This window comes from Roseibium sp. QJM3NY_11 (assembly GCF_056173175.1).
Genome location: NZ_CM149660.1, coordinates 520,229 through 547,056, shown reverse-complemented (window position 1 = coordinate 547,056; position 26,828 = coordinate 520,229). Strand labels below are relative to the sequence as shown.

At 62.8% G+C, this 26,828-nt stretch carries 24 protein-coding genes and 1 tRNA gene; 15 read left to right on the top strand and 10 right to left on the bottom strand.

Features of this window, described 5'->3' with window-relative positions; all coding sequences use genetic code 11:
- Positions 1-75 precede the first annotated feature (75 nt).
- Entirely contained in the window at positions 76-939 is an 864-nt protein-coding gene (locus AC0VX3_RS02500; RefSeq protein WP_475523389.1) for an RNA polymerase factor sigma-32, read from the top strand.
- Between the two features lie 293 nt (positions 940-1,232).
- On the opposite strand, the gene AC0VX3_RS02495 is transcribed toward AC0VX3_RS02500, so the two are convergent.
- Both AC0VX3_RS02495 and AC0VX3_RS02490 read right to left on the bottom strand, forming a co-directional pair.
- The gene (locus tag AC0VX3_RS02495; protein ID WP_475523388.1) at positions 1,233-2,795 is read right to left on the bottom strand and encodes a M48 family metalloprotease; all 1,563 of its coding nucleotides are present in this window, start codon (positions 2,793-2,795) and stop codon (positions 1,233-1,235) included.
- Positions 2,788-3,585, bottom strand: a complete 798-nt coding sequence (locus AC0VX3_RS02490; protein WP_475523387.1) for a hypothetical protein — start codon at positions 3,583-3,585, stop codon at positions 2,788-2,790. Before AC0VX3_RS02490 ends, AC0VX3_RS02495 begins: the two co-directional genes overlap by 8 nt.
- 366 nt (positions 3,586-3,951) lie before the next feature.
- Between AC0VX3_RS02490 and AC0VX3_RS02485 the strand changes: the two genes are divergently transcribed.
- From AC0VX3_RS02485 to AC0VX3_RS02445, 9 genes are all read left to right on the top strand, one after another.
- Positions 3,952-4,028 (top strand) — tRNA-Arg (locus AC0VX3_RS02485).
- 171 nt (positions 4,029-4,199) lie between these two features.
- The gene (locus AC0VX3_RS02480) at positions 4,200-4,736 is read left to right on the top strand and encodes a GNAT family N-acetyltransferase (RefSeq protein ID WP_475523386.1); all 537 of its coding nucleotides are present in this window, start codon (positions 4,200-4,202) and stop codon (positions 4,734-4,736) included.
- A 468-nt stretch (positions 4,737-5,204) separates the two neighbouring features.
- Positions 5,205-6,416 (top strand): transporter substrate-binding domain-containing protein, encoded by a 1,212-nt coding sequence (locus AC0VX3_RS02475; RefSeq protein WP_348144254.1) that lies wholly within the window; start codon positions 5,205-5,207, stop codon positions 6,414-6,416.
- Positions 6,413-7,015 carry an ANTAR domain-containing response regulator gene (locus tag AC0VX3_RS02470; protein WP_348144256.1) on the top strand — a complete coding sequence of 201 codons (603 nt, stop codon included), beginning with the start codon at positions 6,413-6,415 and terminating at the stop codon, positions 7,013-7,015. The genes AC0VX3_RS02475 and AC0VX3_RS02470 overlap by 4 nt, the downstream gene beginning before the upstream one ends.
- The gene (locus AC0VX3_RS02465) at positions 6,993-7,895 is read left to right on the top strand and encodes an ABC transporter permease (RefSeq protein WP_475523385.1); all 903 of its coding nucleotides are present in this window, start codon (positions 6,993-6,995) and stop codon (positions 7,893-7,895) included. The genes AC0VX3_RS02470 and AC0VX3_RS02465 overlap by 23 nt, the downstream gene beginning before the upstream one ends.
- Before the next feature lie 2 nt (positions 7,896-7,897).
- Positions 7,898-8,818, top strand: coding sequence for an ABC transporter permease (locus AC0VX3_RS02460; RefSeq protein ID WP_342893501.1), 921 nt, complete (start codon positions 7,898-7,900; stop codon positions 8,816-8,818).
- Between the two features lie 74 nt (positions 8,819-8,892).
- Complete coding sequence (locus tag AC0VX3_RS02455; RefSeq protein WP_475523384.1) at positions 8,893-10,515, top strand: ABC transporter substrate-binding protein; 1,623 nt, start codon at positions 8,893-8,895, stop codon at positions 10,513-10,515.
- Positions 10,505-11,458 (top strand): acetamidase/formamidase family protein, encoded by a 954-nt coding sequence (locus tag AC0VX3_RS02450; protein ID WP_475523383.1) that lies wholly within the window; start codon positions 10,505-10,507, stop codon positions 11,456-11,458. Before AC0VX3_RS02455 ends, AC0VX3_RS02450 begins: the two co-directional genes overlap by 11 nt.
- 158 nt (positions 11,459-11,616) lie before the next feature.
- Complete coding sequence (locus tag AC0VX3_RS02445) at positions 11,617-13,362, top strand: ABC transporter ATP-binding protein (protein WP_475525124.1); 1,746 nt, start codon at positions 11,617-11,619, stop codon at positions 13,360-13,362.
- Positions 13,363-13,389: 27 nt separating this feature from the next.
- Here the strand turns inward: AC0VX3_RS02445 and AC0VX3_RS02440 are convergent, their stop codons facing one another.
- The 6 genes from AC0VX3_RS02440 to AC0VX3_RS02415 all read right to left on the bottom strand — a co-directional run bounded on the left by AC0VX3_RS02440 (position 13,390) and on the right by AC0VX3_RS02415 (position 21,575).
- Entirely contained in the window at positions 13,390-15,279 is a 1,890-nt protein-coding gene (locus AC0VX3_RS02440) for a PHA/PHB synthase family protein (RefSeq protein WP_475523382.1), read from the bottom strand.
- Between the two features lie 13 nt (positions 15,280-15,292).
- Entirely contained in the window at positions 15,293-16,417 is a 1,125-nt protein-coding gene (locus AC0VX3_RS02435) for an ABC transporter permease (protein WP_475523381.1), read from the bottom strand.
- A gap of 3 nt (positions 16,418-16,420) precedes the next feature.
- The gene (gene rbbA / locus AC0VX3_RS02430) at positions 16,421-19,171 is read right to left on the bottom strand and encodes a ribosome-associated ATPase/putative transporter RbbA (RefSeq protein ID WP_475523380.1); all 2,751 of its coding nucleotides are present in this window, start codon (positions 19,169-19,171) and stop codon (positions 16,421-16,423) included.
- Between the two features lie 38 nt (positions 19,172-19,209).
- The gene (locus AC0VX3_RS02425) at positions 19,210-20,229 is read right to left on the bottom strand and encodes an HlyD family secretion protein (RefSeq protein ID WP_475523379.1); all 1,020 of its coding nucleotides are present in this window, start codon (positions 20,227-20,229) and stop codon (positions 19,210-19,212) included.
- A gap of 201 nt (positions 20,230-20,430) precedes the next feature.
- Entirely contained in the window at positions 20,431-20,577 is a 147-nt protein-coding gene (locus tag AC0VX3_RS02420) for a hypothetical protein (RefSeq protein WP_475523378.1), read from the bottom strand.
- A 266-nt stretch (positions 20,578-20,843) separates the two neighbouring features.
- Entirely contained in the window at positions 20,844-21,575 is a 732-nt protein-coding gene (locus AC0VX3_RS02415; protein ID WP_475523377.1) for a FadR/GntR family transcriptional regulator, read from the bottom strand.
- 232 nt (positions 21,576-21,807) lie between these two features.
- On the opposite strand from AC0VX3_RS02415, the gene acuI reads away from it, so the two are divergent.
- Positions 21,808-22,803: an acryloyl-CoA reductase gene (gene acuI / locus AC0VX3_RS02410; protein WP_475523376.1), complete on the top strand. Its 996-nt coding sequence runs from the start codon at positions 21,808-21,810 to the stop codon at positions 22,801-22,803.
- Between the two features lie 42 nt (positions 22,804-22,845).
- Here acuI and AC0VX3_RS02405 read toward each other — a convergent pair whose 3' ends face one another.
- Positions 22,846-23,382 carry a sulfotransferase family protein gene (locus tag AC0VX3_RS02405; protein WP_475523375.1) on the bottom strand — a complete coding sequence of 179 codons (537 nt, stop codon included), beginning with the start codon at positions 23,380-23,382 and terminating at the stop codon, positions 22,846-22,848.
- A 323-nt stretch (positions 23,383-23,705) separates the two neighbouring features.
- Positions 23,706-24,602: a LysR family transcriptional regulator gene (locus AC0VX3_RS02400; RefSeq protein WP_475523374.1), complete on the bottom strand. Its 897-nt coding sequence runs from the start codon at positions 24,600-24,602 to the stop codon at positions 23,706-23,708.
- Between the two features lie 98 nt (positions 24,603-24,700).
- Between AC0VX3_RS02400 and AC0VX3_RS02395 the strand changes: the two genes are divergently transcribed.
- From AC0VX3_RS02395 to AC0VX3_RS02380, 4 genes are all read left to right on the top strand, one after another.
- Positions 24,701-25,318 carry an FMN-dependent NADH-azoreductase gene (locus tag AC0VX3_RS02395; RefSeq protein ID WP_475523373.1) on the top strand — a complete coding sequence of 206 codons (618 nt, stop codon included), beginning with the start codon at positions 24,701-24,703 and terminating at the stop codon, positions 25,316-25,318.
- A 281-nt stretch (positions 25,319-25,599) separates the two neighbouring features.
- Positions 25,600-25,797, top strand: coding sequence for a 50S ribosomal protein L35 (gene rpmI, locus AC0VX3_RS02390; protein WP_342893488.1), 198 nt, complete (start codon positions 25,600-25,602; stop codon positions 25,795-25,797).
- Between the two features lie 26 nt (positions 25,798-25,823).
- Positions 25,824-26,183 (top strand): 50S ribosomal protein L20, encoded by a 360-nt coding sequence (rplT, locus tag AC0VX3_RS02385; RefSeq protein WP_342893487.1) that lies wholly within the window; start codon positions 25,824-25,826, stop codon positions 26,181-26,183.
- A 116-nt stretch (positions 26,184-26,299) separates the two neighbouring features.
- Positions 26,300-26,827, top strand: a complete 528-nt coding sequence (locus tag AC0VX3_RS02380; RefSeq protein WP_475523372.1) for an MAPEG family protein — start codon at positions 26,300-26,302, stop codon at positions 26,825-26,827.
- Position 26,828: the final 1 nt, after the last annotated feature.

Sequence of the window (26,828 nt, the reverse complement as noted above, 5' to 3'; positions counted from 1 at the left end):
CGATACCGCGGTCAGATGGCACGTCGTCAAGTTCGGTGGGTGTTAATCCGCCGACAACACATCGGAGCGTCGATCATGTCCATGAGCGAAAAACGTCAGCTGGTGCAGACCGCGATGAAAGCCCCCTACCTCACCCGTGAGCAGGAAATGGACCTGGCGCTTCGATGGCGGCACGCGCGGGACGAGAAGGCTCTGGAACAACTCTCGCTGTCGCACATGCGTCTGGTGATCGCGGTTGCCTCCAGGTTCCGGAACTTCGGCCTCAACCTCGGGGACCTGATCCAGGAAGGCCATGTCGGCCTTCTGGAAGCGGCGGCGCGCTTCGAGCCGGAACGCGAAGTCAGGTTCTCGACCTATGCCACCTGGTGGATCCGGGCCTCGATACAGGACTATATCCTGCGCAACTGGTCGATCGTGCGCGGCGGCACCTCGTCATCCCAGAAGGCGCTGTTCTTCAATCTGCGCCGCCTGCGCGCCAAGCTTTCCGGCAACCAGACACCCCTCACCGACAGCGAACTGCATCAGAAGATCGCCGACGCGATTGGTGTCAAACAGTCGGACGTCGCGCTCATGAACGCGCGCCTGTCCGGTCCGGACACGTCCCTGAATGCACCGATCACCGACAGCGAAGGTTCTTCCGCCGACCGCCAGGACTTCCTGGTATCCGACGCCCCGCTGCCCGACGAGATCGTCACGGGCAACATCGATTCCGAGCGCCGCAGCCGGTGGCTCAGTTCGGCGCTCAAGGTCCTGAGCGAGCGTGAACTGAAGATCGTGCGCGAACGGCGCCTCTCGGAAGATGGCGCCACGCTGGAGTCCCTCGGTACGAAACTCGGCATTTCCAAGGAACGCGTGCGCCAGATCGAAAGCCGTGCCATGGAAAAGCTGAAATCGGCCCTCCTTGCATCCCAGCCCGACCAGACCGCCTACAGCGTCTGAGACAGGGCCGGCAGAAAGCCTGACCCGGGCCGCTATCCGGAAGAACCGCCTCACCCCGGCTCCTTCCCCGGCCTGATCGGGGATCCAGCCGGTGTCAACGCGGCACGACGGAAAGCTCCTTGCCCGTTCGCGCGTCCCGATCCGCCACCGGGCAAGCGGCAAGCAGGAATGTATCCCCGATCAAGTCGGGGAAGGCTGCTGCGGGTGTGGGCACGTCGTCATTTTCGAAACTGATGTAAAGGCAATACCGGGGACAGCGCGGGGGCAGCGGCCCGCTGGCATCTGCGTGGAAATCAATCCACCACGAGCTTGATGGCTGTGCCGGCCGGGATGGGTTTGTCGGGGCTGAGATCGTTCAGGATCGAGAAGAACTCGAGCCGCCGCGACGGTTCGACCCCGCTCATGCCGATCGCGAGCTTGCGCGCCGTGTCGCTTGGCTTGGACTGGACCACCTTGACCCGCAGGGATCTGAGGCGCGCGCGCTCCGTTGGCGACAACTGCTTGAAACTGTCCACGGTTGCGCGGAAGTCCTGATCGAAGCGGTCGTTCGGCGACCGGCTTGCGAAAATGAACCGGTAGCCGGTGCGGCCGATGCGCACGACCGCGATCCGGAACGACCAGCCCTGGGTGATGGCCGCTCCGGTTACCGCCGCCAGGCCGTTGACGGTGGTCTCGCGCACGCTTTCGGGCAGCAATCCGTTGATCCAGCCGGAATTCATGTAGTCGCGCAGGCTGGAATAGCCGCTGACATCCGCGCCGTCGAACCGGATCGCCGTGCCGTCGCCATTGCTGGCAAGCACCGCTTCCGGCGTGTTCTCCAGGATGTATCCTGCCGGAACCGTATAGCCGATGCCCAGCGCCTTGTGCAGGAAGGACCGCCCGCGCACGAAGCCTTCCAGCGGATCGTCGCCGAACAGCATGCCGTCGATCTGACCGAGATAGCGTTCCCGGTCGCGCTCACCGATACCGGGTGCTCCGATCTGACGGGCGGACCGCACCGCGATCTGCAGCCGCTCGGGCGTCGAAGGATGCGAGGACAGGAAGTCCGGCGCGGAGGAGCCCGACTTGTCCGCCGACTGATAGCTGGCGAAGGCCGCCATGGATCGCAGGAACCGGGCGGCCGCATAGGGATCGAACCCGGCCTTGGCGAGTGTCTTGACGCCGATGGCGTCCGCCTCCAGCTCCTGCACCTGGCTGAAACGGGCGAAGGACAGCTGCGAGGAGATGATCGCCTTGCGGGCTTCCTCGGAATCCTGCACGACATCGGTCAGGATCCGGTTGGCCAGTTGCTTGGCCTCGGCCCGCTGCTGGCGCTTGATGGCGTGGCTGGCGGTCACATGGGCCATTTCATGGGACAGCACCGCGGCCACTTCAGACGTGTCGTTGGCCAGGGCCAGCAGGCCGCGCGTGACATAGAGATAGCCCCCAGGCAGGGCAAAGGCGTTGATCGCCGGCGAGTTCAGGATGGTGATCTTGTAGGTCTGGGACGGATCGTCCGACGCGGCAACCAGCCGGCCGACGACACTGGCGACCGCCCGTTCCGCACCGCTGTCCTTGTAGACACCGCCATAGGTGGCCACGACCCTCGGGTGCTCCCGCTCGCCGATATCGGCGGCAAGGTTCGGCCTGAGGGTGCCGGGCGTCACGGTTCCCACACCTGGCCCGTCACCAAGCAACTGGCAGGAGGCGGTCAGAAGCGCGGCGCTGCCGGCGGCAAGCGCTCTCAGCCGGCGGCGCAGGCCGGCACGGCGCACCGAGCGTGCATCAGCCGAAGCCGGAGCCTGAGCCGGAACCGAAGCCGAAAGACCGCCGAAATCCGGAATTGCCCTGGCCGTCATGCCCTGCCTGTCAGTCATCCAGTACCACCAGTTGCTCCGGATGCCGGAGCGCGATATGCGGCCCGTCCCGATCCTCGACCGTGCCGCGCAATTCCACGAAACGGCCGGCCAGATCGTCCAGCGACCGGCCGGAACGGCCGAGAACCGTGTCGAATTCCTCCTCGCCGGAGGTTTTCAAGGTGCCGGTCAGATCCGTTTTCCAATATCTGCCAAAGTTCAGATAGCGGGTGCTGTCGGTTTTTCCAAGGGAAACTATGCGCCCGCGAACAATGACATAGCGCCCGGCCGCGGTCTGAAAAGACTTTGGCCGCACCGCTGAAAACGCCAGTCCCGCGCCTTTGTTCCGCCAGACACCCACACCGGCCCGCCGCGCCCGGCCTTCCGCCCGGCGCAATGCGTCCGCGCAGGCGGCTTGAGCGCGCGCCGGCGCGAACACCGCCAGCCCCTGTTCAAAACGCTCCGCCTGCCACAGCCGGTCCTTGCCGTCCCGGTCAACGACAATCCAGGCCGGCACCCGGTTCCAGCGGTCCGGCGGCCCGAGCGGCACGGCCCTGCCTGCAAAACCGGCCCGATCCGATGTCTCCGCCTCCCGGACCCGCGGCGGCCCCAGGTCCACCTCATCCCGCAGATCCGTTGCCACGTAACGCGTGCCGTCGGCGGACCTGAAAAGATTGTCGTCCGGCCCATGGATGACCTCGACGGCGCTCTCCGCCTCGCCGACACAGGCCGGCAAGGCCGAAGGCACCGGAGCGGATCTTCCGCCCGCGCTCTCTTGTGCCGTGGCGGAGGCGCCAAGAAGAACGATCATCGCGAGCCCCGGCAGGACCGGACCTGACCCGCGCGAGCGCCGACCGGCCCGAACCGTCCCACCGAATTTCACCAGCCTCCGCGGCACGGGTCATCCTCTCAGCCGTTGTCCAGAGTGCCCCTTTCGCAAGGCACGCAGGGCCAATACGGCTCCGGCCAGGCTGTGAAAGCGGTCACGACAGGCCTTGTGCTACTCAGCGAATACGGCAAGTCCAAGACACGGCAGCCGATTCCGGGCCTGCCGCCCTGCGCCGGCAATCGCGCAGGGCCTGCGCCCCCGCCAGGTTTTCCGACGCGGCCCGTGTTCCGCCCCCCGCGCAAACGGGAGTCGCCATCCCCGGCAAATCATGCTAATCGACCGCAATAAGGCCCCGTAGCTCAGCAGGATAGAGCATCAGATTCCTAATCTGAGGGTCACTGGTTCGAATCCAGTCGGGGTCACCATTTTTTTATAACTTCTCATCATGTCCGGGTCGTCAAAAGCGGGCGATTGGACCGGGAAATGACATTGATGTCTGCGGATCGGGTTTACGGCTTGTCGGGCCCCTTCGCGGCGAATTGCCGTCTCTGGAAGACGTCTTGGCAGTTGGTTGCGTCGCTGCGGCGACCTGATCTATGAACAGTACAATGTTCGCTAAATCGATGGAAACCGACAGACTGTGCCTGCGTCCCGTTATCTGGCGGGATTTTTGGTTCTACTGCAGGCTGATGAGCCATCCGGATGTAAGGAGACACCTGGGAGGGCCCGTGACCTGGCGGCGGTGGTATTCGCGCTTCAGACAGCACCTGACCCGACAGGAAGGCTCCGGGGCGTGGGTAGTTACCCTCACCGGGAGCGGCGGAGCGCTCGGGCTTGTCGAACTCACGCCGCACAAGGACGGGAAAGACTGGGAAGTTTCATATCAGTTTCGGCCCTCGTCCTGGGGCCAGGGCATAGCACGTGAAGCTGTCAGCGCCGCGATAAAGCATGGACTTGAGGATGTCGGGTTGGCGCGGATAGTGGCCGAAACGCAAAGCGCCAACACAGCGTCATGCCGTCTCCTGGGGCGTCTGGGACTGGTTGAAAGCCATCGCGTCCACCGGTTCGGTGCGGAGCAGATCATCTTCACCACCCAGCCAAATGTTCGCAAAAAGCCTTTACCCGGAACTTGAACCGGCCCCAGAACCGGCACCTGCTTCAAATTTGGGCGCGCGTATGAACCCTGAGCAGGTTCAATCCTGAATTGACCCTGGCGCAAGGATTCGCGTGGCAGGAACCAGGCTGGCCCCGGTCCCATCGCCCGAAGGCCCTCGCCTTGTTTGACCGGTCATTTCAAAACCTTCATGCCGATACGCTGCCCCCCGGACGACCGGCACCGCAGCACCTGCAGGCCCGGTTCGGCGTTCCAGGCACGTCACCCGGATATGCCGCGAAATTAAGCTCGCTTATTTTTTCACCGGCATTGCGATTGACAAGCGCAAATGCTTCGGCAATCCTGAAAGTCATATAGCGGCATCTGGTCAGCCGCGCGGCAATCCAGCCCCGATCTTGCGCAAGTTTCGACATTGCGGGTCGGGGTTTTTTTGTGCCTTGACCGAGGTTTCGACCTGAAGGAGCGGCCCGCAAGGGGCCGGAAAGACATGAGCGTTCGCAACATTCCGGTTGGCGTGCTTTTTTCGCAATCCGGGTCGTATTCGGAGATCGGGCGGGAAGCCTATTGGGGCGCCCGTCTGGCCATCGACGAGGTCAACGCCTCGGGCCGGTTCGGCTTTACCCTGGAGCGGGTGGAAAGCGATCCGGCGGGTCTGGCGGAAAACTATGCCTGCGAGGCGGATCGCATGATGCGGCAGGAAGGCTGCCAGCACATCGTCGGCACGCAGACCTCGTCCAGCCGCAAGGAAGTCCTGCCGGTGCTGGAGCGCGGCCGCGGCCTGCTCTGGTATGCAACGCCCTATGAGGGGTTCGAAAGCCACGACCGGGTCGTCTATACCGGCGCCTGCCCCAACCAGGGGGTCGTGCCGCTGTTCCGGCATGTGGTGCCGAAGTTCGGCGGCAACGCCTTTCTGCTCGGCTCGAACTACATCTGGGGATGGGAAACCAACCGCATCGCCCGTGAACTGCTTGCCGACTGCGGCGGACATGTTCTGGGCGAACGCTACATCGCCATCGGCGATGAGAATATCGCACATCTGATATCCGAGATCCGGGAAAAGAAACCCGATTTCATCCTGAACAACCTGATCGGCGTCAGCAGCTATGCTTTCCTGCGCGCCATGAAGGACCTGGCCCGGGAAGACGCGGCGTTCGGCCCCGGGCGCTGCCCGATCCTGAGCTGCAACCTGACCGAAGCCGAGTTGCCGGTTCTCGGCGCGGCCGCCGAGGGCCTGATCTCGACCTCCACCTATTTCGAAACGCTCGAAACAGCGGAGAACCGGGCGTTCCTGATGCAGATGCGCGGATTGCGGGACCCGGACCGGGCCATCTCGTCGATGTTCGTCGGACCGTATGAGGCCGTATGGCTGCTCGCGCGGGCGATCGAGGCCTGCGGTTCCGCGGACCCCTCCGAGGTGCTTGAACAGATCTGCAGCCGGCCGCACCAGACCCCCATCCGGCAGATCAGGATCGACCGAAGCACCCACCATGCCCATTTGCAGCCGCTGATCGCACGTGTCGAGACTTCCCCTGACGCGACAACGCCCCGGTTCCGGATAACCGAGACCCTGCCGGGACCTCTGGCGCCGGATCCCTATCTTGTCGACTACGCTCCGCTGGGCACGGACACCCGTCCGAACGCGGGAAGAGAGGACAGCAATGACCGCCTGCCTCCCCTCCTGAGGCTGGTGTCGTCATGAGCACCCTGTTCCGCACCCCCAGTTTCCGTGGCTGGTCCGCGATCATCCTGCACAAACCCCATGCCGACCGGGATGCGGCCGCGCGCCAGCTCGAGCGTCTTGGTGTTGGCGTCGCCACCGCCTGGCCGGATCTGCCCGCAAACGCGGAAACGGCGGATCTCATCGTTTTCGACGCGGATGTCTGCCATGACGCCCAGTTTCCCTGGCCTGTCGAGGCCCAGCCCATGCCGATGATCGCCCTGATGGGCACCGAGGCGCCGGGCCGGGTCGAATGGGCCATCCGCCGGGGGGCCATCGCCCATCTCAACAAGCCGATCCGGCCCACCGGCGTCTATGGCGCGCTGGTGGTCGCCACGCAGACCTTCGCCATGCGCCGGTTGTCCAGCGAGCGCATCGCAAAACTTGAAGAGCGCCTGTCCCTGCGGCCCCAGGTCGCCGAGGCGATCCTTCTCTTGATGCAGCATCAGGACGGCGACGCGGACGGCGCCTATCGCGTCCTGCAGGACATGGCCATGACGAGCCGCCAGACCATCGAGGACGTTGCCCTCGATCTGCTGGCCCGCGCCGGAGGGACCGATGTCGGCAAACGCAAGGCCTGAACCGGTGCCGGTTGCGGCTCTGACCGCCCCCGACGGCGTCCTGTCGCGCCTGATGCGCCGCAAGCTGGCGGTGCTGGCGCTCGTCCTGATCGCGATCATTGTCGGCGCGGCGCTGTTCGCACCGGTGCTGGCGCCATTCGATCCCGCTGAACAGTTTTTCGACGGGCTGACCCTTGAAGGCGCGCCCCTGCCGCCCGGTCCGGTCTTCTGGCTCGGCACGGATCTTCTGGGACGGGACCTGTTGTCCCGGCTGATCTACGGCGCCCAGACCTCGCTGATCATCGGCGTGGTCGCCAACGGCATCGCGGCCTCCTTCGGCGCGCTGGTCGGCATTCTGGCCGGATATTTCCGCGGCTGGGTTGAAACCGTGCTGATGCGGTTCACCGATCTGATGATGGCGTTCCCGGCGCTGCTGCTGGCCATCACGCTGGCGGCACTGTTCCGTCCGTCCCTGTGGATCGTCGCCATGGTCATTGCCATGGTCAACTGGGTGCAGATGGCCCGTGTCGTCTATACCGAGACACGGTCCCTGTCCGAACGCGAGTTCATCCTGGCCGAACGGGCCATGGGCGCCGGGCGGAACCGCATCCTGTTCCTGCACGTGCTGCCGCATCTGCTGCCGACCATCGTCGTGTTCGGAACCCTGGGCATTTCCACCACGGTGCTGCTGGAGGCAACGCTCAGCTACCTGGGCATCGGCGTTCAGCCGCCGACCCCGTCCTGGGGCAACATCGTCTACGAGAACCAGACCTATTTCACTTCCGCGCCCTGGCTGGTGTTCTTTCCCGGCCTGGCCATCATCGGGCTGGCCCTGGGGTTCAACCTTCTGGGCGATGCTTTGCGTGAAGTGCTCGACCCGACCCAGAAGGGGAAGCACTGACCATGGGCGGATATATCCTCAGACGCACCTTCCAGTCCCTCTTGATCATGCTCGGGATTTCCTTCGTCACCTTCGTGCTGCTCTATCTGATCCCGGCCGACCCGGCACGGCAGATCGCCGGGCGCAGCGCGACGGCGCAAACGGTCGAGAACATCCGCGAACAGCTCGGCCTCAACCTGCCCTTCTATCAGCAATACGGCCGCTATCTCGCCGGGCTCGTCCAGGGTGACCTGGGCCGGTCCTACCTGCAGAAGACCGAGGTCGGTGCCCTGATCTGGTCCCGACTGCCGGCAACGCTTCTCCTGATGGCCGGTGCGATCGTGTGCGAGCTCGTCATCGGTCTCACAATGGGTCTGATAGCGGCCCTGCGCCGCAACACGGCGACGGACACCAGCCTGATGGTGCTGTCCTTCATCGGCGTGTCGTCGCCCCAGTTCGTGATCGGCATCCTGCTGCTCTATGTCTTCGCCGTCCAGCTCGGCTGGTTTCCCATCGGAGGCTACGGCACCTTCCGGCACATGGTGCTGCCCTCGCTGACCCTGGGTCTTCTGGGCGCCGGCTGGTACTCGCGCATGATGCGGTCCTCGATGATCGACGTGTTGCGCCAGGACTTCATCCGCACCGCGCGCGCCAAGGGTCTGCGCCGCTGGCAGGTCCTGTTCGGGCACGCCTTCCCCAATGCCATGCTGCCGATCATCGCGATGATCGGCATCGATATCGGCCTGTTCATGAGCGGCATCGTGGTCGTTGAAAGCGTGTTCGGCTGGCCCGGCATCGGCCAGCTCGCCTGGCAGGCCATCCAGCGCGTCGACATCCCCATCATCATGGGTGTCACGCTGGTATCCGCCATGGCGATCGTGATCGGCAATTTCGTCGCCGATCTCGTCGCCCCCCTGATTGATCCAAGGATCAAGCTGCGCTGACGCGCAACCCTCACGCCGGGGACAGCCGCCGTCAGAGCGGTCCGGCACCCAGGACCTGAACCGGAGGTTGGAATATGAAATATACTGTATTGGCAGGCGCCGCGGCGCTGCTCGCGGCGACATCCCTGTCGCCGGTCATGGCCGACGACATCAAGCAGGGCGGCAGCATGATCGTCACCTACAAGGACGACGTCTCCACGCTGGACCCGGCCATCGGCTACGACTGGCAGAACTGGTCCATGATCAAGAGCCTGTTCGACGGGCTGATGGACTATGAGCCCGGCACCACCACCCTGATGAAGGACCTTGCCGAGGACTACACGATTTCCGACGACGGCACGGTGTTCACGTTCAAACTGCGCGAGGGCGTCAAGTTCCACAACGGCCGGGAAATGACGGCCGAAGACGTTAAATATTCGCTCAACCGCGTATCCAATCCGAAAACCCAGAGCCCGGGCGCCGGTTTCTTCGGTTCGATCAAGGGCTTCGATGCGGTCTCGTCCGGCGAAGCGGAGACCCTGGAAGGCGTCACGGTCGTCGATCCCTATACCGTCAAGATCGAGCTGTCCCGTCCGGACGCCACCTTCCTGCATGTCATGGCCATCAACTTTTCCTCGATCGTTCCCAAGGAAGCCGTCGAGGAATGGGGCGCCGATTTCGGCAAGCATCCGGTCGGCACCGGCGCCTTCTCGCTGGAGGACTGGACCCTCGGCCAGAAGCTCGTCTTCAAGCGCAACGCGGATTACTGGCGCGCCGGTGTTCCCAAGCTCGACCAGATCACCTTCGAGGTCGGCCAGGAGCCGGTCGTGGCCCTGCTGCGCCTTCAGCGCGGCGAAGCCGACATTCCGGGTGACGGCATTCCGCCGGCGAAGTTCCTCGAGGTGACCGGCGATCCGCAATACAAGGACCTGATCATCGAAGGCGGCCAGCTTCACACCGGCTACGTCACGATGAACGTCAAGATGCCGCCTTTCGACAAGCTGGAAGTGCGTCAGGCCGTCAACATGGCCATCAACAAGGACCGCATCGTGCGGATCATCAACGGCCGCGCCGTGCCGGCCAACCAGCCGCTGCCGCCGACCATGCCCGGCTATGACACCGCCTATGAAGGCTATTCCTTCGATCCGGAAGGCGCGAAGGAACTTCTCGCAAAAGCCGGTCTCGCGGATGGGTTCGAAACCGAGATCTACGTCTACAACACCGATCCGAACCCGCGTATCGCCCAGGCCATCCAGGCAGACCTTGCCGCCATCGGCATCAAGGCCGAGATCAAGGCGCTGGCACAGGCCAACGTGATCGCGGCCGGCGGCGAGCCGGACCAGGCGCCGATGATCTGGTCGGGCGGCATGGCCTGGATCGCCGACTTCCCGGATCCGTCCAACTTCTACGGTCCGATCCTGGGTTGCGCCGGTGCCGTTCAGGGCGGCTGGAACTGGTCCTGGTACTGCAACGAGGAGCTCGACAAGCTGGCGACCGAGGCCGACAGCATGACCGATCCGGCCCAGAAAGCCGCTCGCGAGGAAGCCTGGCGCAAGATCTTCATCTCGGTCATGGACGACGCGGCCTGGGCACCGGTGTTCCACGAACAGCGCTTCACCATGCGGTCCGAACGCCTCGGCGGTCCGGACGCCATCTTTGTCGATCCGGTTCATATCCCGGTCAACTACGACTACGTGTGGGCGAAAGATGTGCAGTAAGTGCAAGGCCGCGAGCTATACGATCCACGCGGCACAACACCATTTCGGCTGGGACAACTCGTTTGTCCCGGTCGAGAGAGTTGCGCCTGGAACCGTGCTCGAATTCGAGTGTCTCGACAGTTCCGCCGGCCAGTTGACGCCCGGCAGCACCGTCGAGGACGTTGCCACCCTCGATTTCGGCAAGATCAACCCGGTGAACGGCCCCATCCATGTGGACGGGGCCGAGCCGGGCGATGCACTCGTGGTGAAGATCCACGAGTTCAAGCCGTCCGGCTTCGGCTGGACCGCCAACATTCCGGGTTTCGGACTGCTGGCGGACCAGTTCACCGATCCCGCGCTGCATGTCTGGTCCTATGACAAGGACAAGCTGGGCACATCCGCCTTCGCGCCCTTCGGCAAGGTTCCGCTGAAGCCCTTCGCCGGGACCATCGGCGTCGCCCCGGCCGAAACCGGGCTTCATTCGATCGTGCCGCCGCGCCGGGTCGGCGGAAATCTCGATATCCGGGATCTGGCCGCAGGCACCACGCTCTACCTGCCCGTGGAAGTCGCCGGGGCGCTGTTCTCCATCGGCGACACCCATGCGGCCCAGGGCGACGGCGAGGTCTGCGGCACGGCGATCGAAAGCCCGATGAACACCGTCATCGAGCTGGACCTGATCAAGGGTGCCAACCTCAAGATGCCGCGTTTCGAAACGCCGGGACCCGTGACCGGCCACCTGGACACGCTGGGCTACGAGGCGACCACCGGCATCGGCACGGACCTTTTCGAAGGCGCACGCGCAGCGCTGTCGAACATGATCGATCTGCTGTGTGCCCGTCATGGATACAGCCCGGTCGAGGCCTACATGTTGTGCTCGGTCTGTGGCGATCTGCGGATATCCGAAATCGTGGATGCCCCGAACTGGGTCGTCTCATTCTACTTCCCGAAAATCGTCCTTCAGTGACAGTGCGCGGATGGCGGTGACAGCACTGCCATCCGCCAATTCTCTGCGCAATGAAACCAGCTCGAGAGACCGACGTGCTCACAGTCCCGGAACACACTTCTGAACAGACCCCTGGTACGGGACTCCCAGCAGATCGCAATGCCGGCGACGAAACCGTTCTGGCCGTCAGGAGCCTGAGCACCGACGTGGCGACACCCGGCGGGCGCAAGACGGTCGTCAAAGGCCTGTCGTTCGATCTGAAACGCGGCGAGACCCTGTGCATCGCAGGAGAATCCGGCTCGGGAAAGTCCATGACGGCCCTGTCGGTGATGCGCCTGCTGGCCGAACCCATGGCCCGCCTTTCGGGTGGCGAAATCCTGTTCCAGGGCCAGGACCTGGCCAGTCTGGGCGAGGGCCGCCTCAGGCAGATCCGGGGCGGCGACATCGCCATGATCTTCCAGGAACCGATGACCTCTCTCAATCCGGTTCTCACCATCGGCCGCCAGCTGCGCGAGGCAATTCTCGCCCATCAGCAGGTGAACCGGACGGGCGCGGACAAACGGGCCCTGGAAATGCTCGAGGCGGTGCATCTGTCGGAACCCGCCAGACGGTTGAAGCAATATCCGCACGAACTGTCCGGCGGCATGCGCCAGCGGGTCATGATCGCCATGGCGCTGGCCTGCAACCCGAAAGTGCTCATCGCGGACGAACCGACGACGGCGCTCGATGTCACCATCCAGGCCCAGATCCTTCAGCTCATCCGCGACCTGCAGAAGGACTTCGACACTGCCGTGATCCTGATCACCCACGACATGGGCGTGGTCGCCGAGATGGCCGACCGGGTGATCGTCATGAACCAGGGCGAGATTGTCGAGCAGGGCCCGGTCGGCGACATCTTCGATCGTCCGGCCCACCCCTATACGCGGCAGCTTCTGGCCGCGGCTCCCAGGCTGGGGGCCATGCGCGGAACCGGCACCTCCCCTGCCGCCGGCACGAAACCCGAGGCGCCGGTGCTTGAAGTCGAGGACCTGACCGTCCGGTTCGATCTGCACGGCGGTGTGCTCAACCGCGTCGTCTCGCGGGTCCACGCCGTGGAAGGCGTGTCGCTGCATCTGAACGAGGGCGAGACCCTCGGCCTGGTCGGCGAAAGCGGCTGCGGCAAATCCACAATCGGCAAGGCCCTGATGAACCTGGTACCCTGGCAGGGCACCATCCGGGTCAACGGCAGACATTCGGGCATCGGTGGCCCGCAGCAGCAAAAGCAACTCCGCCGGGATCTTCAGATGATCTTTCAGGATCCCTACGCGTCCCTCGATCCGCGCATGACCGTCGGTGATCTCGTCGGAGAACCCCTGGCGATCCACGGTCTGGCCAGTGGCAGCGCCCGCGAACAGCAGGTGGCGTCCCTGTTCGACCGGGTCGGTCTGCCCACGGAGATGATGACACGCCATCCCCATGAATTTTCCGGCGGCCAGAGGCAACGGATCTGCATCGCCCGGGCGCTGGCCCTGTCGCCCAAGGCGATCATCGCCGACGAATGTGTCTCCGCCCTTGACGTCTCGGTTCAGGCCCGTGTCCTGGATCTGCTCCGGGAGCTTCAGGACGACCTCGGCCTGTCCTACCTGTTCATTTCCCACGACATGGCGGTGATCGAACAGGTCTGTCACAGGGTTGCGGTCATGTATCTGGGCCAGATCGTCGAAACCGGCACCCGCCGGCAGATTTTCGAGAACCCGCAGCATCCCTATACGCAGAGCCTGCTCGAGGCCGTTCCTATCCCCGACCCGAAACAGCGCAGGGTGCATTTCGATGTGCCGCCGGGCGAACCTCCCTCGCCGGTGATCCCTGCCGGCGCATCCGTCCGCCGGGTCAGTTACCGCGATGTCGGCGACAGGCACCTTGTTGCGGACGTGCAGCCAGGCTGATCCCGCAAGCCCGGGTCGGGCCGCCGCCTATTTCAGGAACACATATGTCCCCGGCGCGTCGATGATCGGGGCGTAGCCTGCTTCGGCGTTGCCCATCGGCGGCGGCGCCACGGCTTCACCCGAATGCGTATCGAGCCAGTCGGTCCAGGCGGTCCACCAGGAGCCCTCCCGCGACGGCGTGGTCGCCGCCCACGTATCCGGATCGGTGTAGAGGTCGTCATGCTGGCGCGTGGCGATCTGATAATGCCTGTTGTGATGGCCCGGCTCAGACACGACACCCGCGTTGTGACCGCCATTCGTCAGAACGAATGTCACTTCGGTATCCGTCATCCGGTTCCAGTTGTAGACCGAGCGCCACGGCGCTACGTGATCGCGGTCGGTGCCGACGCAGAACAGCGGTACGCGGATGTCGCTGATGGTGACCGGATGTCCGTCGACCTCGAAGCGGCCTTCGGCAAGGTCGTTGTTGAGGTAGAGACTGCGCAGGTATTCCGAATGCATCCGGTAGGGCATGCGGGTGGAATCCGCGTTCCAGGCAATCAGGTCGATCATCCCCGGCCGTTCGCCCAACAGATACTTGCGCATGTTGCTTGACCAGAAAAGGTCACTTGACCGCAGCAACTGGAAGGCACCCGACATCTGCTTGGAATCGAGGAAGCCCTGCTCCCACATCATGTCCTCCAGGAACTGCACCTGGCTCTCGTCGATGAACAGCTGCAATTCGCCCGGGTCCTCGAAATCGATCTGGGCCGCGAAAAAGCTGAGCGACCTGAACGGCTGGCGCGGTTTGCGCGCCATGGCGGACGCGGCGATGGCCAGCAACGTGCCTCCCAGGCAGTAGCCGACACCATGCACCTCCTCATCCGGGACAATCGCGGCGATCGCATTGAGCGCGGCGATGATGCCGAGATTTCCGTAATCGTCCATGCCGAGATCGCGGTCACCCGGATCGGGATTTTTCCAGGAAATCGCGAACACCGTATAGCCCTTGCCGACCAGGTACCTGATCATCGAATTGTGCGGCGACAGGTCGAGAATATAGTATTTGTTGATCCATGCTGGCACGATCAGGACCGGCTCGGGACGCACAGTCTCCGTTGTCGGCGTGTACTGGATCAGCTCGATCAGCCTGTTGCGATAGACGACCTTGCCCGGCGTCGCCGCCACTTCCTGCCCCGGCCGGAATTTCTCCGCTCCTGCCGGGGGTTTCCCTCCGGCCTCGTTTTGCCAGTCCTCAAGAAAATTCTGGAACCCACGGACGAAGTTCAGGCCGCCTTCGGCCAGGGTCCGGGCCAGGATCTCCGGATTGGTCGCCACATAGTTCGACGGCGCGAACACATCCAGGAACTGGCGCCCCGTGAATTCGAGCACCCGCTCGTGATGGGACGACACGCCCGGAACGCCCGTGGTGGCGACATGCCACCATTGCTGCGCCAGCAGGTGCGACTGATACAGGACGTTGAACGGCCATTGCTGCCAGGCTTCGGCCTGAAAGCGCCGGTCCTGCGGCAACGGCTCGATGCAGGCATCCGCATGGCCCTGACTGGCCGCGCATTCGAGCATGAAGTGCTGCAGGCGCACCAGCTTGCGAACTGCCTTTTCGCTCAGTTGCACCTGCTTGCCGGGAGCGCAGGCAAGGTGAATGAGCCAGTCGAAATAGGCGGCAATCAGCAACGTCGGCGACAATCCCTTGGTCACCTTGGCGAAGGACGCGTGGGTCGCCCGGTTGAGCACCTCGGCAAGGGCGTTGGAGGTGTAGGAATCGTTTTCCAGGAAAGCCGGCGACGGCAGCCTGGGGAACAGCTTTTCGTCCGGCCAGAAGCCGGCGGGGCCCGTCATCGTGACGGTGCGGCCGGATTTCGCTTTCGCCGATGACCCGGCAACGGCAACAGACTTCTTTTCGGCATGCGGGACCATGGCTTGAGTGTCCTTATCTGGCAACTGAGATCGAACGGCGGAACAAGGCGAGACTGGAGACGAAGAAGACGGCCCCAAGGCCGGCGACGGCAAGAAACTGCGGCCAGACGACATCCAGTCCGGCACCCCGGAAAACAACCGACTGCGCGAAGGCCATGTAATGGCGCGACGGCAGCAGCAAGGTGAAATACTGCACTTCCTGCGGCTGGCTCTCGATCGGCGTCATTCCGCCGGACAGCATCATCATCGGAATGATCGTCATCATCATCAGCAGCGAGAACTGCGCCATGGTTCGGGCCACGGTGCCGAGAAAGATGCCGATTGCGGACGCGGCGAACAGATAGACGACGGTGCCGGACAACAGCACCCACTTGGAACCGGCGATCGGAACATCGAGCACGCCCTCGACCATGAACAGCATCGACAGGGAGAAGGCGGCCAGGATGATCAGGCCGTTTGCCCAGACCTTGGCCATGACGATCTGGAACGAGGTCAGCGGCATCACCAGAAGATGCTCGATCGTGCCGTGTTCCCGCTCGCGCAGCAATGCCGCACCGGTCAGGATGATCGTCAGCATCGACAACTGGTCGAGCAGCGCCACGATGGCGCTGAACCACTTCTGGGTCCCGTTGGGGTTGAATGCACGGCGGTCGACAAGATCCACCTGATACGACGTCTCCTCGTCGGAACGGTTCTTGAAATGGGCCACTTCCGTGCTGATGATGCTCTGGATGTACCCATTGCCGAGACTTGCCTGGATGACGGCCGTCGCATCGATGTTGATCTGAACGCTCGGCTGGCGCCCCTTGCGCACATCCTTCTCGAAATCCGGTGGAATGACGACGACGAACATGAACCGGTCCTGGTTCATGTACCGGTCGATGTCCGTCGCCTCGATCAGTTCGGGTGTCTGGAAATAAGGCGGATAAAGCGCATTCCCGATCGCGCGCGACAGGGTCGACCGGTCCTCGTCGACAATGGCGATCGAGGCGTTGTTGACCGTTTCGCTCATCCCGGTCGATTGGGAATAGATCGCGAAAGTGAATGACCAGGCGATGAGTGCGAGCAGGAAGACGTCTCCGAGAACGCTGCGCAGTTCCTTGGTGCCAAGCCAGAAGATCCTGATCCAGGTCCGCATCCGTCAGGCCTCCTGTTTCTTCAGGAAGGCCGCGGCGATCACGATGAAAACCGGTCCGAACAGAAACAGCACCGCCAGATCCGGCATCAGGTCCGCGAAGCCGAGCCCCTTGGTATAGGCGCCGACGCTGAGATGATTGTAGTAGGTGGCCGGCCAGACCGATCCGATCAGGCGGCCTCCGCCCTCAAGTGTCGAAACCGGCTGGATCATGCCGGAGAACTGGATCGTCGGCAGCATGGACAGCACCGTTGTCGCGAACACGGCGGCGACCTGCGTGCGGGTTACGGACGACACCATCAGCCCGAAACCGGTGACCGCGAAAGCGTAGAGAACCGCCCCGACGAAAAGCGCTGCGAGGCTGCCTTTCAGGGGCACTTGCAGGAAAAACACGACAAGAAACGTCAGGATGACAAAATTGATCGTTCCGATCAGCACATAGGGCAATTGCTTGCCGATCAGGAACTCCAGACGGCGTGTCGGCGTCACGTAGAAATTGATGATCGTTCCGATCTCTTTTTCCCGCGCAATGCTGATTGCCATGAGAACCGCGGGAAACATCAGCAACAGCATGCCCGAGGCCTTCGGACCGATCGAATAGATGGATTCAAATGACGGATTGTAACGGTAGCGCGGTTCGAGCGTGACGAGCAGAGAAGCGTCCGCATCCACCCCGGCAGCCGTTGCCAGATCGGAAAGATAATGGGCGTGCGCGCCTTCGACGTAACCTTCAAGCGTGCCGGCGCGCATCGTGTTGGACCCGTCGATCCACGCGGATATGGACGGCGTCTGGCCGTTCTTCAATTCGCGGCCGAAGCCGGGAGGTACTTCAATGGCCAGCGTGATGTCGTTCGACTGCAGCCGCCGTTCGAGGTCGTCCCGGCTGACGAGTTCCTCCTGTTCGATGAAATAGCGGGAGCCCTCGAAACTGCGCAGGTACTGCCGGCTTTCGGGTGTCCTGTCGAGGTCGAGCGCCGCATAACTCAGATTCTCGACATCAAGCGAGATACCGTAGGCAATGACGATCAGCAGAATCGAGCTGCCCAGGAAGGCGAACGCAAGGCGCACCGGGTCGCGCATGACTTCCTTCGCTTCGCGAAAGCTGTAGGCGAGAAGACGCGCAAGACTGAAACCGTGGACAGCACCGGCAACGGCTCTGGATGGGCCGGACCGGGCTGTCGCCGGCGCCAGAATCTCCGCAGGCACCGGGTCCGTGCCACTGTCGCCAATCGCCTCTTCGATATAGGCGATGAAGGCTTCTTCGAGTGTGGTCTTGCCCTTTGCCTGAATGAGGTGCTCCGGCTCGTCGCAGACAAGGACCCGGCCGGCATGCATCAGCGAGATGCGGTCGCAACGCAACGCCTCGTTCATGAAGTGCGTGGAGATGAAGATTGTCACCTTGTCGCGCCGTGACAGCTCCACCAGCAACTCCCAGAACTCGTCACGTGCCACCGGATCGACGCCGGACGTTGGCTCGTCGAGGATCAGCATTTCCGGCTCGTGAATGACCGCCACGGCCAGCGACAGGCGCTGCCGCATGCCCAGCGGCAGCGCCGATGCCAGAGCGGACATGTGCGGCGCCAGACCGAATTGCGTGACCAGCGCATCGATCCTCTCCGCCGTCTTTTCCGTGCTCAGTCGAAACAGGCGCGCATGCAGTGTCAGGTTCTGTTCGACCGTCAGTTCTCCATAGAGCGAGAACGCCTGGGTCATGAAACCGACGCGCTTGCGGGCCTCCGGGTCACTGGCATCGACCGGCTTGCCGAACAGGAGTGCCTCACCCTCTGAAGCCGGCAACAGGCCCGTGAGCATTTTCATCGTCGTGGTCTTGCCGCAACCGTTGGATCCGAGAAATCCGAAAATCTCACCGCGCCCGATCTCGAAACTGACATTGTCGACTGCGGTGAAGTCCCCGAAGCGGCGGCTCAGGCCCCTGGCGGCAATCGCCGGCGCGCGGTCGGTCTTTTCAAGGGGCGGAATGGTCAGATCGACCGAGCCGCGGGCGCCTTCGGGCAACAGGCGCATGAAGGCCGTATCGAAATCGTCGGCACCGTTCTTTTCCTTGAGCTGCCGGGGGCTGCCGGCATCCAGGACAGAACCGTCGTTCATGGCCACGAGCCAGTCGAACAGCTCGGCCTCGTCCATATACGCGGTCGACACGATGACACTCATTCCGGACCGCTCGGCGCGGATCGCGGCGATCAGTTGCCAGAACTGACGCCGCGACAGCGGATCGACACCCGTTGTCGGCTCATCGAGAATCAACAGGTCAGGATCGTGGAGGAGGGCGCAGCACAGGCCGAGCTTCTGTTTCATGCCGCCCGACAGTTTGCCGGCGGGCCGCTCGAGAAACGGATCGAGACCTGTTGCTGCCGTCAGGTGCCGGATGCGCGCGTCTCGCTCGGCAGTGCCCTGACCGAAGAGCTTGCCGAAGAAATCCAGGTTTTCCCGCACGCTCAGATCGGCGTAGAGATTCTTGCCCAGACCCTGCGGCATGTAGGCGATACGCGGCCCGACATCGTTGCGATGACGAGACGAGGCCATGTCGCCGTCCAGAACCTCGAGACGGCCCTGCTGGAGCTTGCGCGCGCCCGCGATCAGCCCGAGCAACGTTGATTTGCCGACCCCGTCCGGCCCGAGCAGACCGACCATCTGTCCGGCGGGAATGTCGAGGCTCACGTCATCGAGCGCACGCCTGCTGCCGTAGAGATGCGTGACTTCAGCGATGCTCGCAACTGATTGGACCTGGTCAGCCATGCCGCTTCCTCGTTGCCGGCGATGCCGGGACCGGCACGCTAGTGCGTGCCCGTATCACCGGTTTCCGGCGCGAGCCCCGCAGGCATCGGCTTGAGGTTCGCCGGCCAGGCCGAGGGCTCCCCGTCCAGTCGGGTCAGCCGTACGTAAGCGACACCCCGGATGCCGGTCTTGACACTTTCAATGTGATTGAGAACCAGGTCCGAGGGCACCCGCACCTTGACCCTGAACATCAGTTTCTCGCGTTCGTTGGGTGTTTCCACTTCCTTTGGCGTGAACTGCGACTCAGGAGAGACAAAGCTGACCGTCGCCGGAATCGCGAAATCGAGAATATCGAGCTGGACACGCGCCTCTGCGCCGATGGCGACCCGGTGCGCCTGCGATGAGGGCAGGAAGATCTCCATGTAGATGTCCTGGAAGTTGACCAGCGTCATGACGGCACCGCCGCTGGCGAGGACCTCGCCCGGCTCGGCAAGGCGATACAGCACCCGGCCGATCACCGTCGACTTGAGCACGCCGTCGTTGATCTGGGTCCGGATTTCCGTGGCAACCGCACGGGCGGCATCGACGCTGCGCTGCTGTGCCACCAGCGTCGCCTCCGCCGAAGCAACATTGGCCCTGGCGACGTTGCGCTCGCTGACACGCACGTCCCGGTTTTCCTGGCTGTCATGGCCTTTTTCGACAAGCACCTCGGTGCGGGCAAGCTCCTGTTCGGCCAGAACAAGCCTTGCCTTTGCTTCTTCGATCGAAGCCCGGGCCGCCGCGACCGCGCTTTGGGCGCTGGCAACATCGGCCTCGGCGCGCAGCAACTGGGCTTGCAGTTCGGCAACATCGATCGTCGCGACGGTCTCGCCGGGTTCGACAAGGTCGCCTTCCCGGGCGAGCACCTCCTTCACGCGGCCGGCGATTTTCGTCGAAATATCGACTTGCGTGGCCTCAATGCGCCCGTTTCCGGACGCAATGTCATCTGGAAGCGAGCTGCCGTCGCGGCTGACAACGTAGTAGCCGACCCCCGCCAGGAGAATGGCGGCACCAAGCGCGAAGATATGGTTTTTCTGCATCTCTGACCTGAACCGCCTCGTCAGGAAATCAGCGCACCGGAACGATGCAGCCCTGATTGACCCGATGGCTCCCAGATCTTGTTACCCGTTTCCGCCCATTCGTGGTTTGATCTATCTCAGATGCGCTGCACAAACAGTGGGCGTCGACCCTCGGCGGGCTGATGCAATGCCAGCCGGCGGACACGCAGACCGGGTGCGGTTCTAAGGTGTGGCCGGCGTATGCAAGGTCGTGACCGGGACGCCGGTGCTGACCGGGTGGTGGGTCAGGTCGTGGTTTGGATTGGTGTGCCTTGTGGCGGCGGCGCCGGCGAGAACCAGCACGAAAAGTGCGATGCTCCAGAATTTCATGGGTCTGCTCCGTGTGGTTGAAGCCGCCTTGCGTGGAGGTGGTTGCGGCTTCGGTCCAGCCGACGAACCAGGTCGCGAACGATTCGGGCGCGACTCAGTCTTCGACTTTCGTCTTTATTATACTTTAGGATGATATTGTGCAATGCCGCTGCGTCATCTGCTCGCCCATCCGGCACCCTGCGCCCCTGGAAAGGCCGCACGCGCGGGTCACGGCAACGTCCGGAACGGGAAACCGGGACCGTTTCCGGATCGCGGCGGGTGCGGGATCAGGGCGTGCGGGGGCCGCGGCGCTCGGCGGCCAGATCCTTGGTATAGGCCGCCAGGGCTTCGAGCTGGCGGTGCGCCGCATCGGCATCCGCCGCGTGGAGCGCATCGGCCAGCGCCTCGTGAAGATCTGCGATCCGCTCGCGGTCGCGCAGGCGGTAGACCAGCATGTTCATCAACGGCTGCATGGCTTCAAAGGCCGCCGACAACTGAAAATTCAGCAAGGGATTGCCGGTAGCGCTGGCAATCGCCGTGTGGAAGGCAACATCGGAGGCGCAAAAGTCCTGGTCGGAGGTTTGCGGATCCCGCTGGCACTGAATTTCCCGGCGCATGTCCGCCAAATGGTCCCGGGTCCGCTTTTCCGCCGCAAGCGGCAGCGCCGCCGTCTCCAGCGCGAACCGGGCTTCGATCGCATCTTCCAGTGGAATGTCGTTCATGCCGATCAACAGGCGCGTCGCCGTCACCAGATTGCCCTGCGCCTCTGCCCAGGTCATGCGGTTGACGAACGCACCGCCGGATGAGCCACGCTCGCTGCGGATCAGGTTCTGCGCGGCCAGCCGCTTGAGCGCCTCGCGCACGGTCGATCGGGAAACACCGAACCGGGCGGCGAGTTCGGCTTCGCTCGGCAGACGTTCCTCACCGGCGAGGCGGCCTTCCAGAATCGCATCACGGATGGCATTGGCGATCTGGACCGACAGGCCCTCTTTCTGAATCGTGTTGAATTCGATCGCCAACGATCTCTCCGGCGCGTGTTGACCCGCCGACAAAACTAGAGAGGTGGCATACGGGGGTCAATTCGAAATGTTTAAATGTCGGACAATTAAATGTTTGACTTTTAAAAGCGGTGCGCGCAGCGTGTCGAAAACAGGGACCGCAAGGTCTCCGCAGGCGATCATGACGCCGCCCATCGGCAGCGATCCGGCCCGCGCAACCGTTAGAATTCAAAAAAGGGAATTTGGAGGCCACATGATGACGTTCAAGGCGCTGATTGTCGACAAGGACGAGGACGGCAAGACCCACGCGGCGATCCAGGAGATTGACGAGAACCGGCTGCCGGAAGCCGACGTGACCGTCGCGGTCGAATATTCGACCCTGAACTACAAGGACGGTCTTTGCCTTGGCCCCGGCGGCGGACTGGTGCGCACCTATCCGCATGTGCCGGGCATCGACTTTGCCGGCACCGTCGAGGAGTCCTCGGACGACTGGTACAAGCCCGGCGACAAGGTTGTGCTGACCGGGTGGCGGGTCGGGGAAGCCTGGTGGGGCGGCTATTCCCAGAAGGCCCGCGTCAAGGGCGAATGGCTGGTGCCGCTGCCTGAAGGCCTGACAACCCGCAACGCGATGGCGATCGGCACTGCGGGTTTCACCGCCATGCTCGCCGTGATGGCGCTGGAAGATCATGGCCTGAAGCCGGAAAACGGACCCGTCCTGGTGACCGGCGCCGCCGGCGGCGTCGGCTCGGTTGCGACCTCCATCCTGGCCAATCTCGGCTATGAAGTTGCCGCCGTAACGGGACGGGACAGCACCTGGGATTATCTGAAGTCGCTGGGCGCCAGCAGCGTTGTCCCGCGTCAGGATATCGCTGAAACAGTCAAGCGGCCGCTGGAAAGCGAAACCTGGGCAGGCTGCGTGGACGCGGTCGGCGGTTCAATGCTGGCGCGGGTCCTTGGCCAGATGAAATACGGCGCGTCCGTTGCCGCCGTGGGCCTGGCCGGCGGCGCGGCCCTGCCGGCCACCGTCATTCCGTTCCTGCTGCGCGGAGTCAATCTTCTGGGCATCGACAGCGTCATGAAACCCTATGGCGCCCGCCTGCAGGCCTGGGAGCGGCTGGCGAAGGACCTGCCGATGGACAAGCTCGAGGCGATCGTTCAGACGGCCACCCTGGAAGATCTGCCGAGGCTCGGTGCCGATATCCTCAAGGGCCAGGTCAAGGGCCGTGTGGTGGTCGATGTGAACGCCTGACCACCGTTCCCCGATCGGCGGCACAAACACTCGCGGCAAATCCTATGCCGCGAGCTTTTCCTGGCGCTCCATGAAAGCGCTGTAGGGTTTGGGCCGGTAATTGAACAGCAGGTAGTCGACCTTGAAATGCTCGACGAGGCTCAGATACAGGTCCTCGGAAAGCTGTACCGGTGACTTGTTCTTGCCGGTATTGGCTCTCGGCAACGGCTCGGCGATACCCAGACGCGCTCCGAGCTCGCTCGTGTCCATGTTTTCGAACTTGAACAGGAAATCCGGCTTCTTGTTCGATTGAAAATGCTCCGCGTATTTGTACTGGCCGGCCAGCACGAACAACTGCTCGTTTATGATCGTCCGGAAGAAGGTCAGGGGATCCCAGCCCTCCAGATCCGGATAGATCTTCTTGAATACCCCGGTGTAACTGTCGTGCGTCAGAAACCTGTAGCAGGACACGGCCCGGTCGAGCGGCTCGCGGACCGAGGTGATGACGGTATACGTGTTCCAAAGCTCGTAGGGCGTGTTCATCGTCGGCACACCGTGATTGACAGGGCCATCGAAGCCCAGCCACTTCCGGAAGCTCATTCCCGCCGCTTTCGGGTTGTGAACAAAAATGATTTTTCGATCATGACAAATATTTGGATTCATTGACAGCATCCGAAAATGAAGGATCAACAATCCAATTGTTCCGCGGCACAAGTCGACTTTCAACCGCAGGTCACACACGTATAAGTAAGTAAAGCAGGCTTACTGATTTAATCATGTGGAAAAAACCACGCACGGGAATCAGCACAAATTAAATACCCCAGATTGCAAAGCAAACGCTACGTGAGACGATGTCTGCTTTCTTTCCTGACTGACAACGTGCCTCATCCGAGGCAACAACGCAGCCAGTCGGGACCAAACCACTAGCTGATTTTCTCCTTAAGGAAATCGATCATGACCCGCACCTTCTGGGGCAGGTAGGACCGGCTCGGATAGAGGATCCAGGCCGCCGTCTCGAAAGTCGCCGCTGCGCAGGCATGATCCGGGAAGAGATCGACAAGCGTGCCGTTTTCAAGGTCCCGCTGCACCAGCATGATCGGCAAAAGCGCAACCCCCATGCCGTACCGCGCCGCAGAGCGGATCGACAAGGCATTTGAAATCACTGTCGCGCCACTGACCGGGACGCTGAAGGGCTCGGTCTTTCCTTCTTGCAGAAACTGCCAGTAGGTCCGGAAACCCGGAATGGCGAACCGGATGCAATCGCGCTCCGACAAGTCATCGGGATGCGAAAGCGGACCGTTCTTGTTCAGGTATCCCGGCGAGGCAACAACGCGATAGCTGGTGGTCATCAGCCTCGTGACGATCCAGTCTCCCTTGGGCATGGACCCGAAACGCACCGCCAGATCGATGCCCTCTGCCCGCAGGTCCAGATTGGCGTCGGATGCCAGCAGCTCGATATCGACCTCCGGGTATCTGTCCCGGAATTCGGGAAGCAGCGGCATCAGGCACTCCTGAACGAAGGAGATGCTGGCAGTCATGCGCAAGGTCCCACGTGGCGAGACTGCCGTTGTGCGGGCCTCTTCTCCGGCTGTCTCCAGTTCCTCGACCAGGGGTGCGATCCGGTTCAGATAAAGCTCCCCTTCTCCGGTCGGCGCAAGGCTCCGGGTGCTGCGCTGGAACAGCCGGAACCCGACCTCCTGTTCCAGTTGGGCAATGACCCGGGATACGCTTGAGGCGTCCAGGTCCTGAAGTCGGGCAACGGCGGCAAAACTGCCGAGGTCCCGGACCAGCAAGGCCGTCTTGAGTGATGTCAGATCCATTCATGCACAATACGCACGGATCCAATGCATTTCGATCTGTTTTTCGAAATCTCGCAGGAAACTAAACCCGGCTTGCCACGCAAAAAGGAGGCAAGTTCATGACACAGTTGCTCCGCATCAATTCAAGCTCCCGGCTGGACGGGTCCCATTCCGCTGCCATTGCCGACACGTTCGAAGCCGGATTTCGGGCGAAACACCCGGGATGCCGGGTCATTACCCGAAACGTCGCAGACGGCTCGATCCCGTTCATCGCCCAGAAAACCATCGAAGGGTTTTATGCGCCGCAAGACAACCTGCCCGATGATTTGAAAGCGGCGACAGCCCTGTCGGATGCGCTTGTCGCAGAAATTCAGGGGTCCGACACCTTGCTCTTCGCGGTTCCGATCTACAACTTCTCCATTCCTGCGGCTCTCAAGGCGTGGATCGACCAGATCATGCGGATCGGTCACACGTTTTCGATGGACGAGACCGGTTTCAGGGGACTTGTGAAAGCGCGGCGGGCCGTCATTGTTTGTGCCTATGGCTCCGAGGGCTATTTGCCGGAGGAACCTTTTGCAGCCGCCAATTTTCTCGAACCCTACCTGAAGTTTCTGCTCGCTTTCCTCGGCATCGAGACTGTTGACTTCATCCGTCTTCAAGGCACTGCAACAGCAACACCTGATGCATTTGCTGTCAGGCTTGAGGCAGCCAGGGCGGAAGCCAAACGGGCCGCATAGGGCTGCGCACTCCATGTCGTCGCGGTCTGTAACCGGAAGCAGGCGCAGGAGCGCAGATAAACGTCCCTTGCGCGCTCCCGATTCCGGTTGCATTTGGCCGAAAGCTCCCATATAAGCGCCCGGTCCAGAGTCGTCCGGCTCGTCGTGGACTGGTTTCCTGTATCCTGATCCAGCATCGTGATGCAGACCCCCGCGACAACCAAGGGCATGCCGTGTCGGCTCTGAATGCACCAAGAAAGAAGTGCCTGTTTCTGACAGGCACACCAAGGAAAGGATGCAAAATGCCCAAGCTGAAGACGAAATCCGGCGCCAAGAAGCGCTTCAAACTGACTGCGTCCGGCAAGGTGAAAACCGCGCAGGCCGGCAAGCGTCATGGCATGATCAAACGCTCGACGAAATTCATCCGCAACGCCCGTGGCACCACCACGCTGTGCGACCAGGATGCGAAGATCGTCAAGCAGTTCCTGCCCTACGCTTAAAGCCAGCCCCGAAGGAGATTACCTAGATGTCACGCGTCAAACGGGGCGTAACCGCCCACGCTCGCCATAAAAAAGTTCTGAAGGCTGCCAAAGGCTATTACGGCCGCCGCAAGAGCACGATCCGCGTTGCCAAGCAGGCCGTCGAGAAGGCCGCTCAATACGCCTACCGCGACCGCAAGGCCAAGAAGCGCAACTTCCGTTCGCTCTGGATCCAGCGCATCAACGCGGCAACCCGCCAGCACGGCATGACCTATGGCCGCTTCATCGACGGTCTGACCAAGGCCGGTGTCGAAGTCGACCGCAAGGTTCTGTCCGACCTGGCCATCAATCAGCCGGACGCCTTCAAGGTTCTGGTCGACAAGGCACAGGGTGCCCTGCCCGCTTAACGCCGGGTCCCGATGAAATTCGTCAAGCGCGGCCTTCAGGGCCGCGCTTTTCTTTTGCGCTGTCATGTGATCCTCTGCGGGCATCGAACAGGATGCAACCGACCGGTTCCGGACACATGCCGCTTTCCGACAAACAGAGCCCTGTCCTCAAGGGCATGATCGCCGCCATGGCGGTGTCCGTCCTGGCGCTGAGCGCCGGCGCCGCATTCATGCCGGCGGACTGGTTGCCGGCCGATACGGCCGCCGGGCGGCTGGCGTATGCGGCCCGGTCCGTTCTGGCCATTTCTGCCTGGCTGCTGCTTTCCATCGGCATTCTGGCCCGGCACCGCTTTTTCACCCCTGAAGACATCGACGGCAGCGGCCTGACCGCCGGAACAGCGGACGCAAGAAGGCTGCAGGCGGTGCTGCAGAACACGCTTGAGCAGACCGTTCTGGCCGTCCTTGTCTATGGCAGCTTTGCCGCCCTCGCACCGGCGCCGCTGCTCGGCGCCCTGCCGGTGGCCGCCCTGCTGTTCTTCTGCGGGCGCGCCCTGTTCTGGCGCGGCTATGCATCCGGCGCCGGCGCGCGCGCCTTCGGCTTCGCGCTGACATTCTATTCCACCGTGCTCTTGTTTCTCGCCACCATATTCCTCATCTGGATCTGAC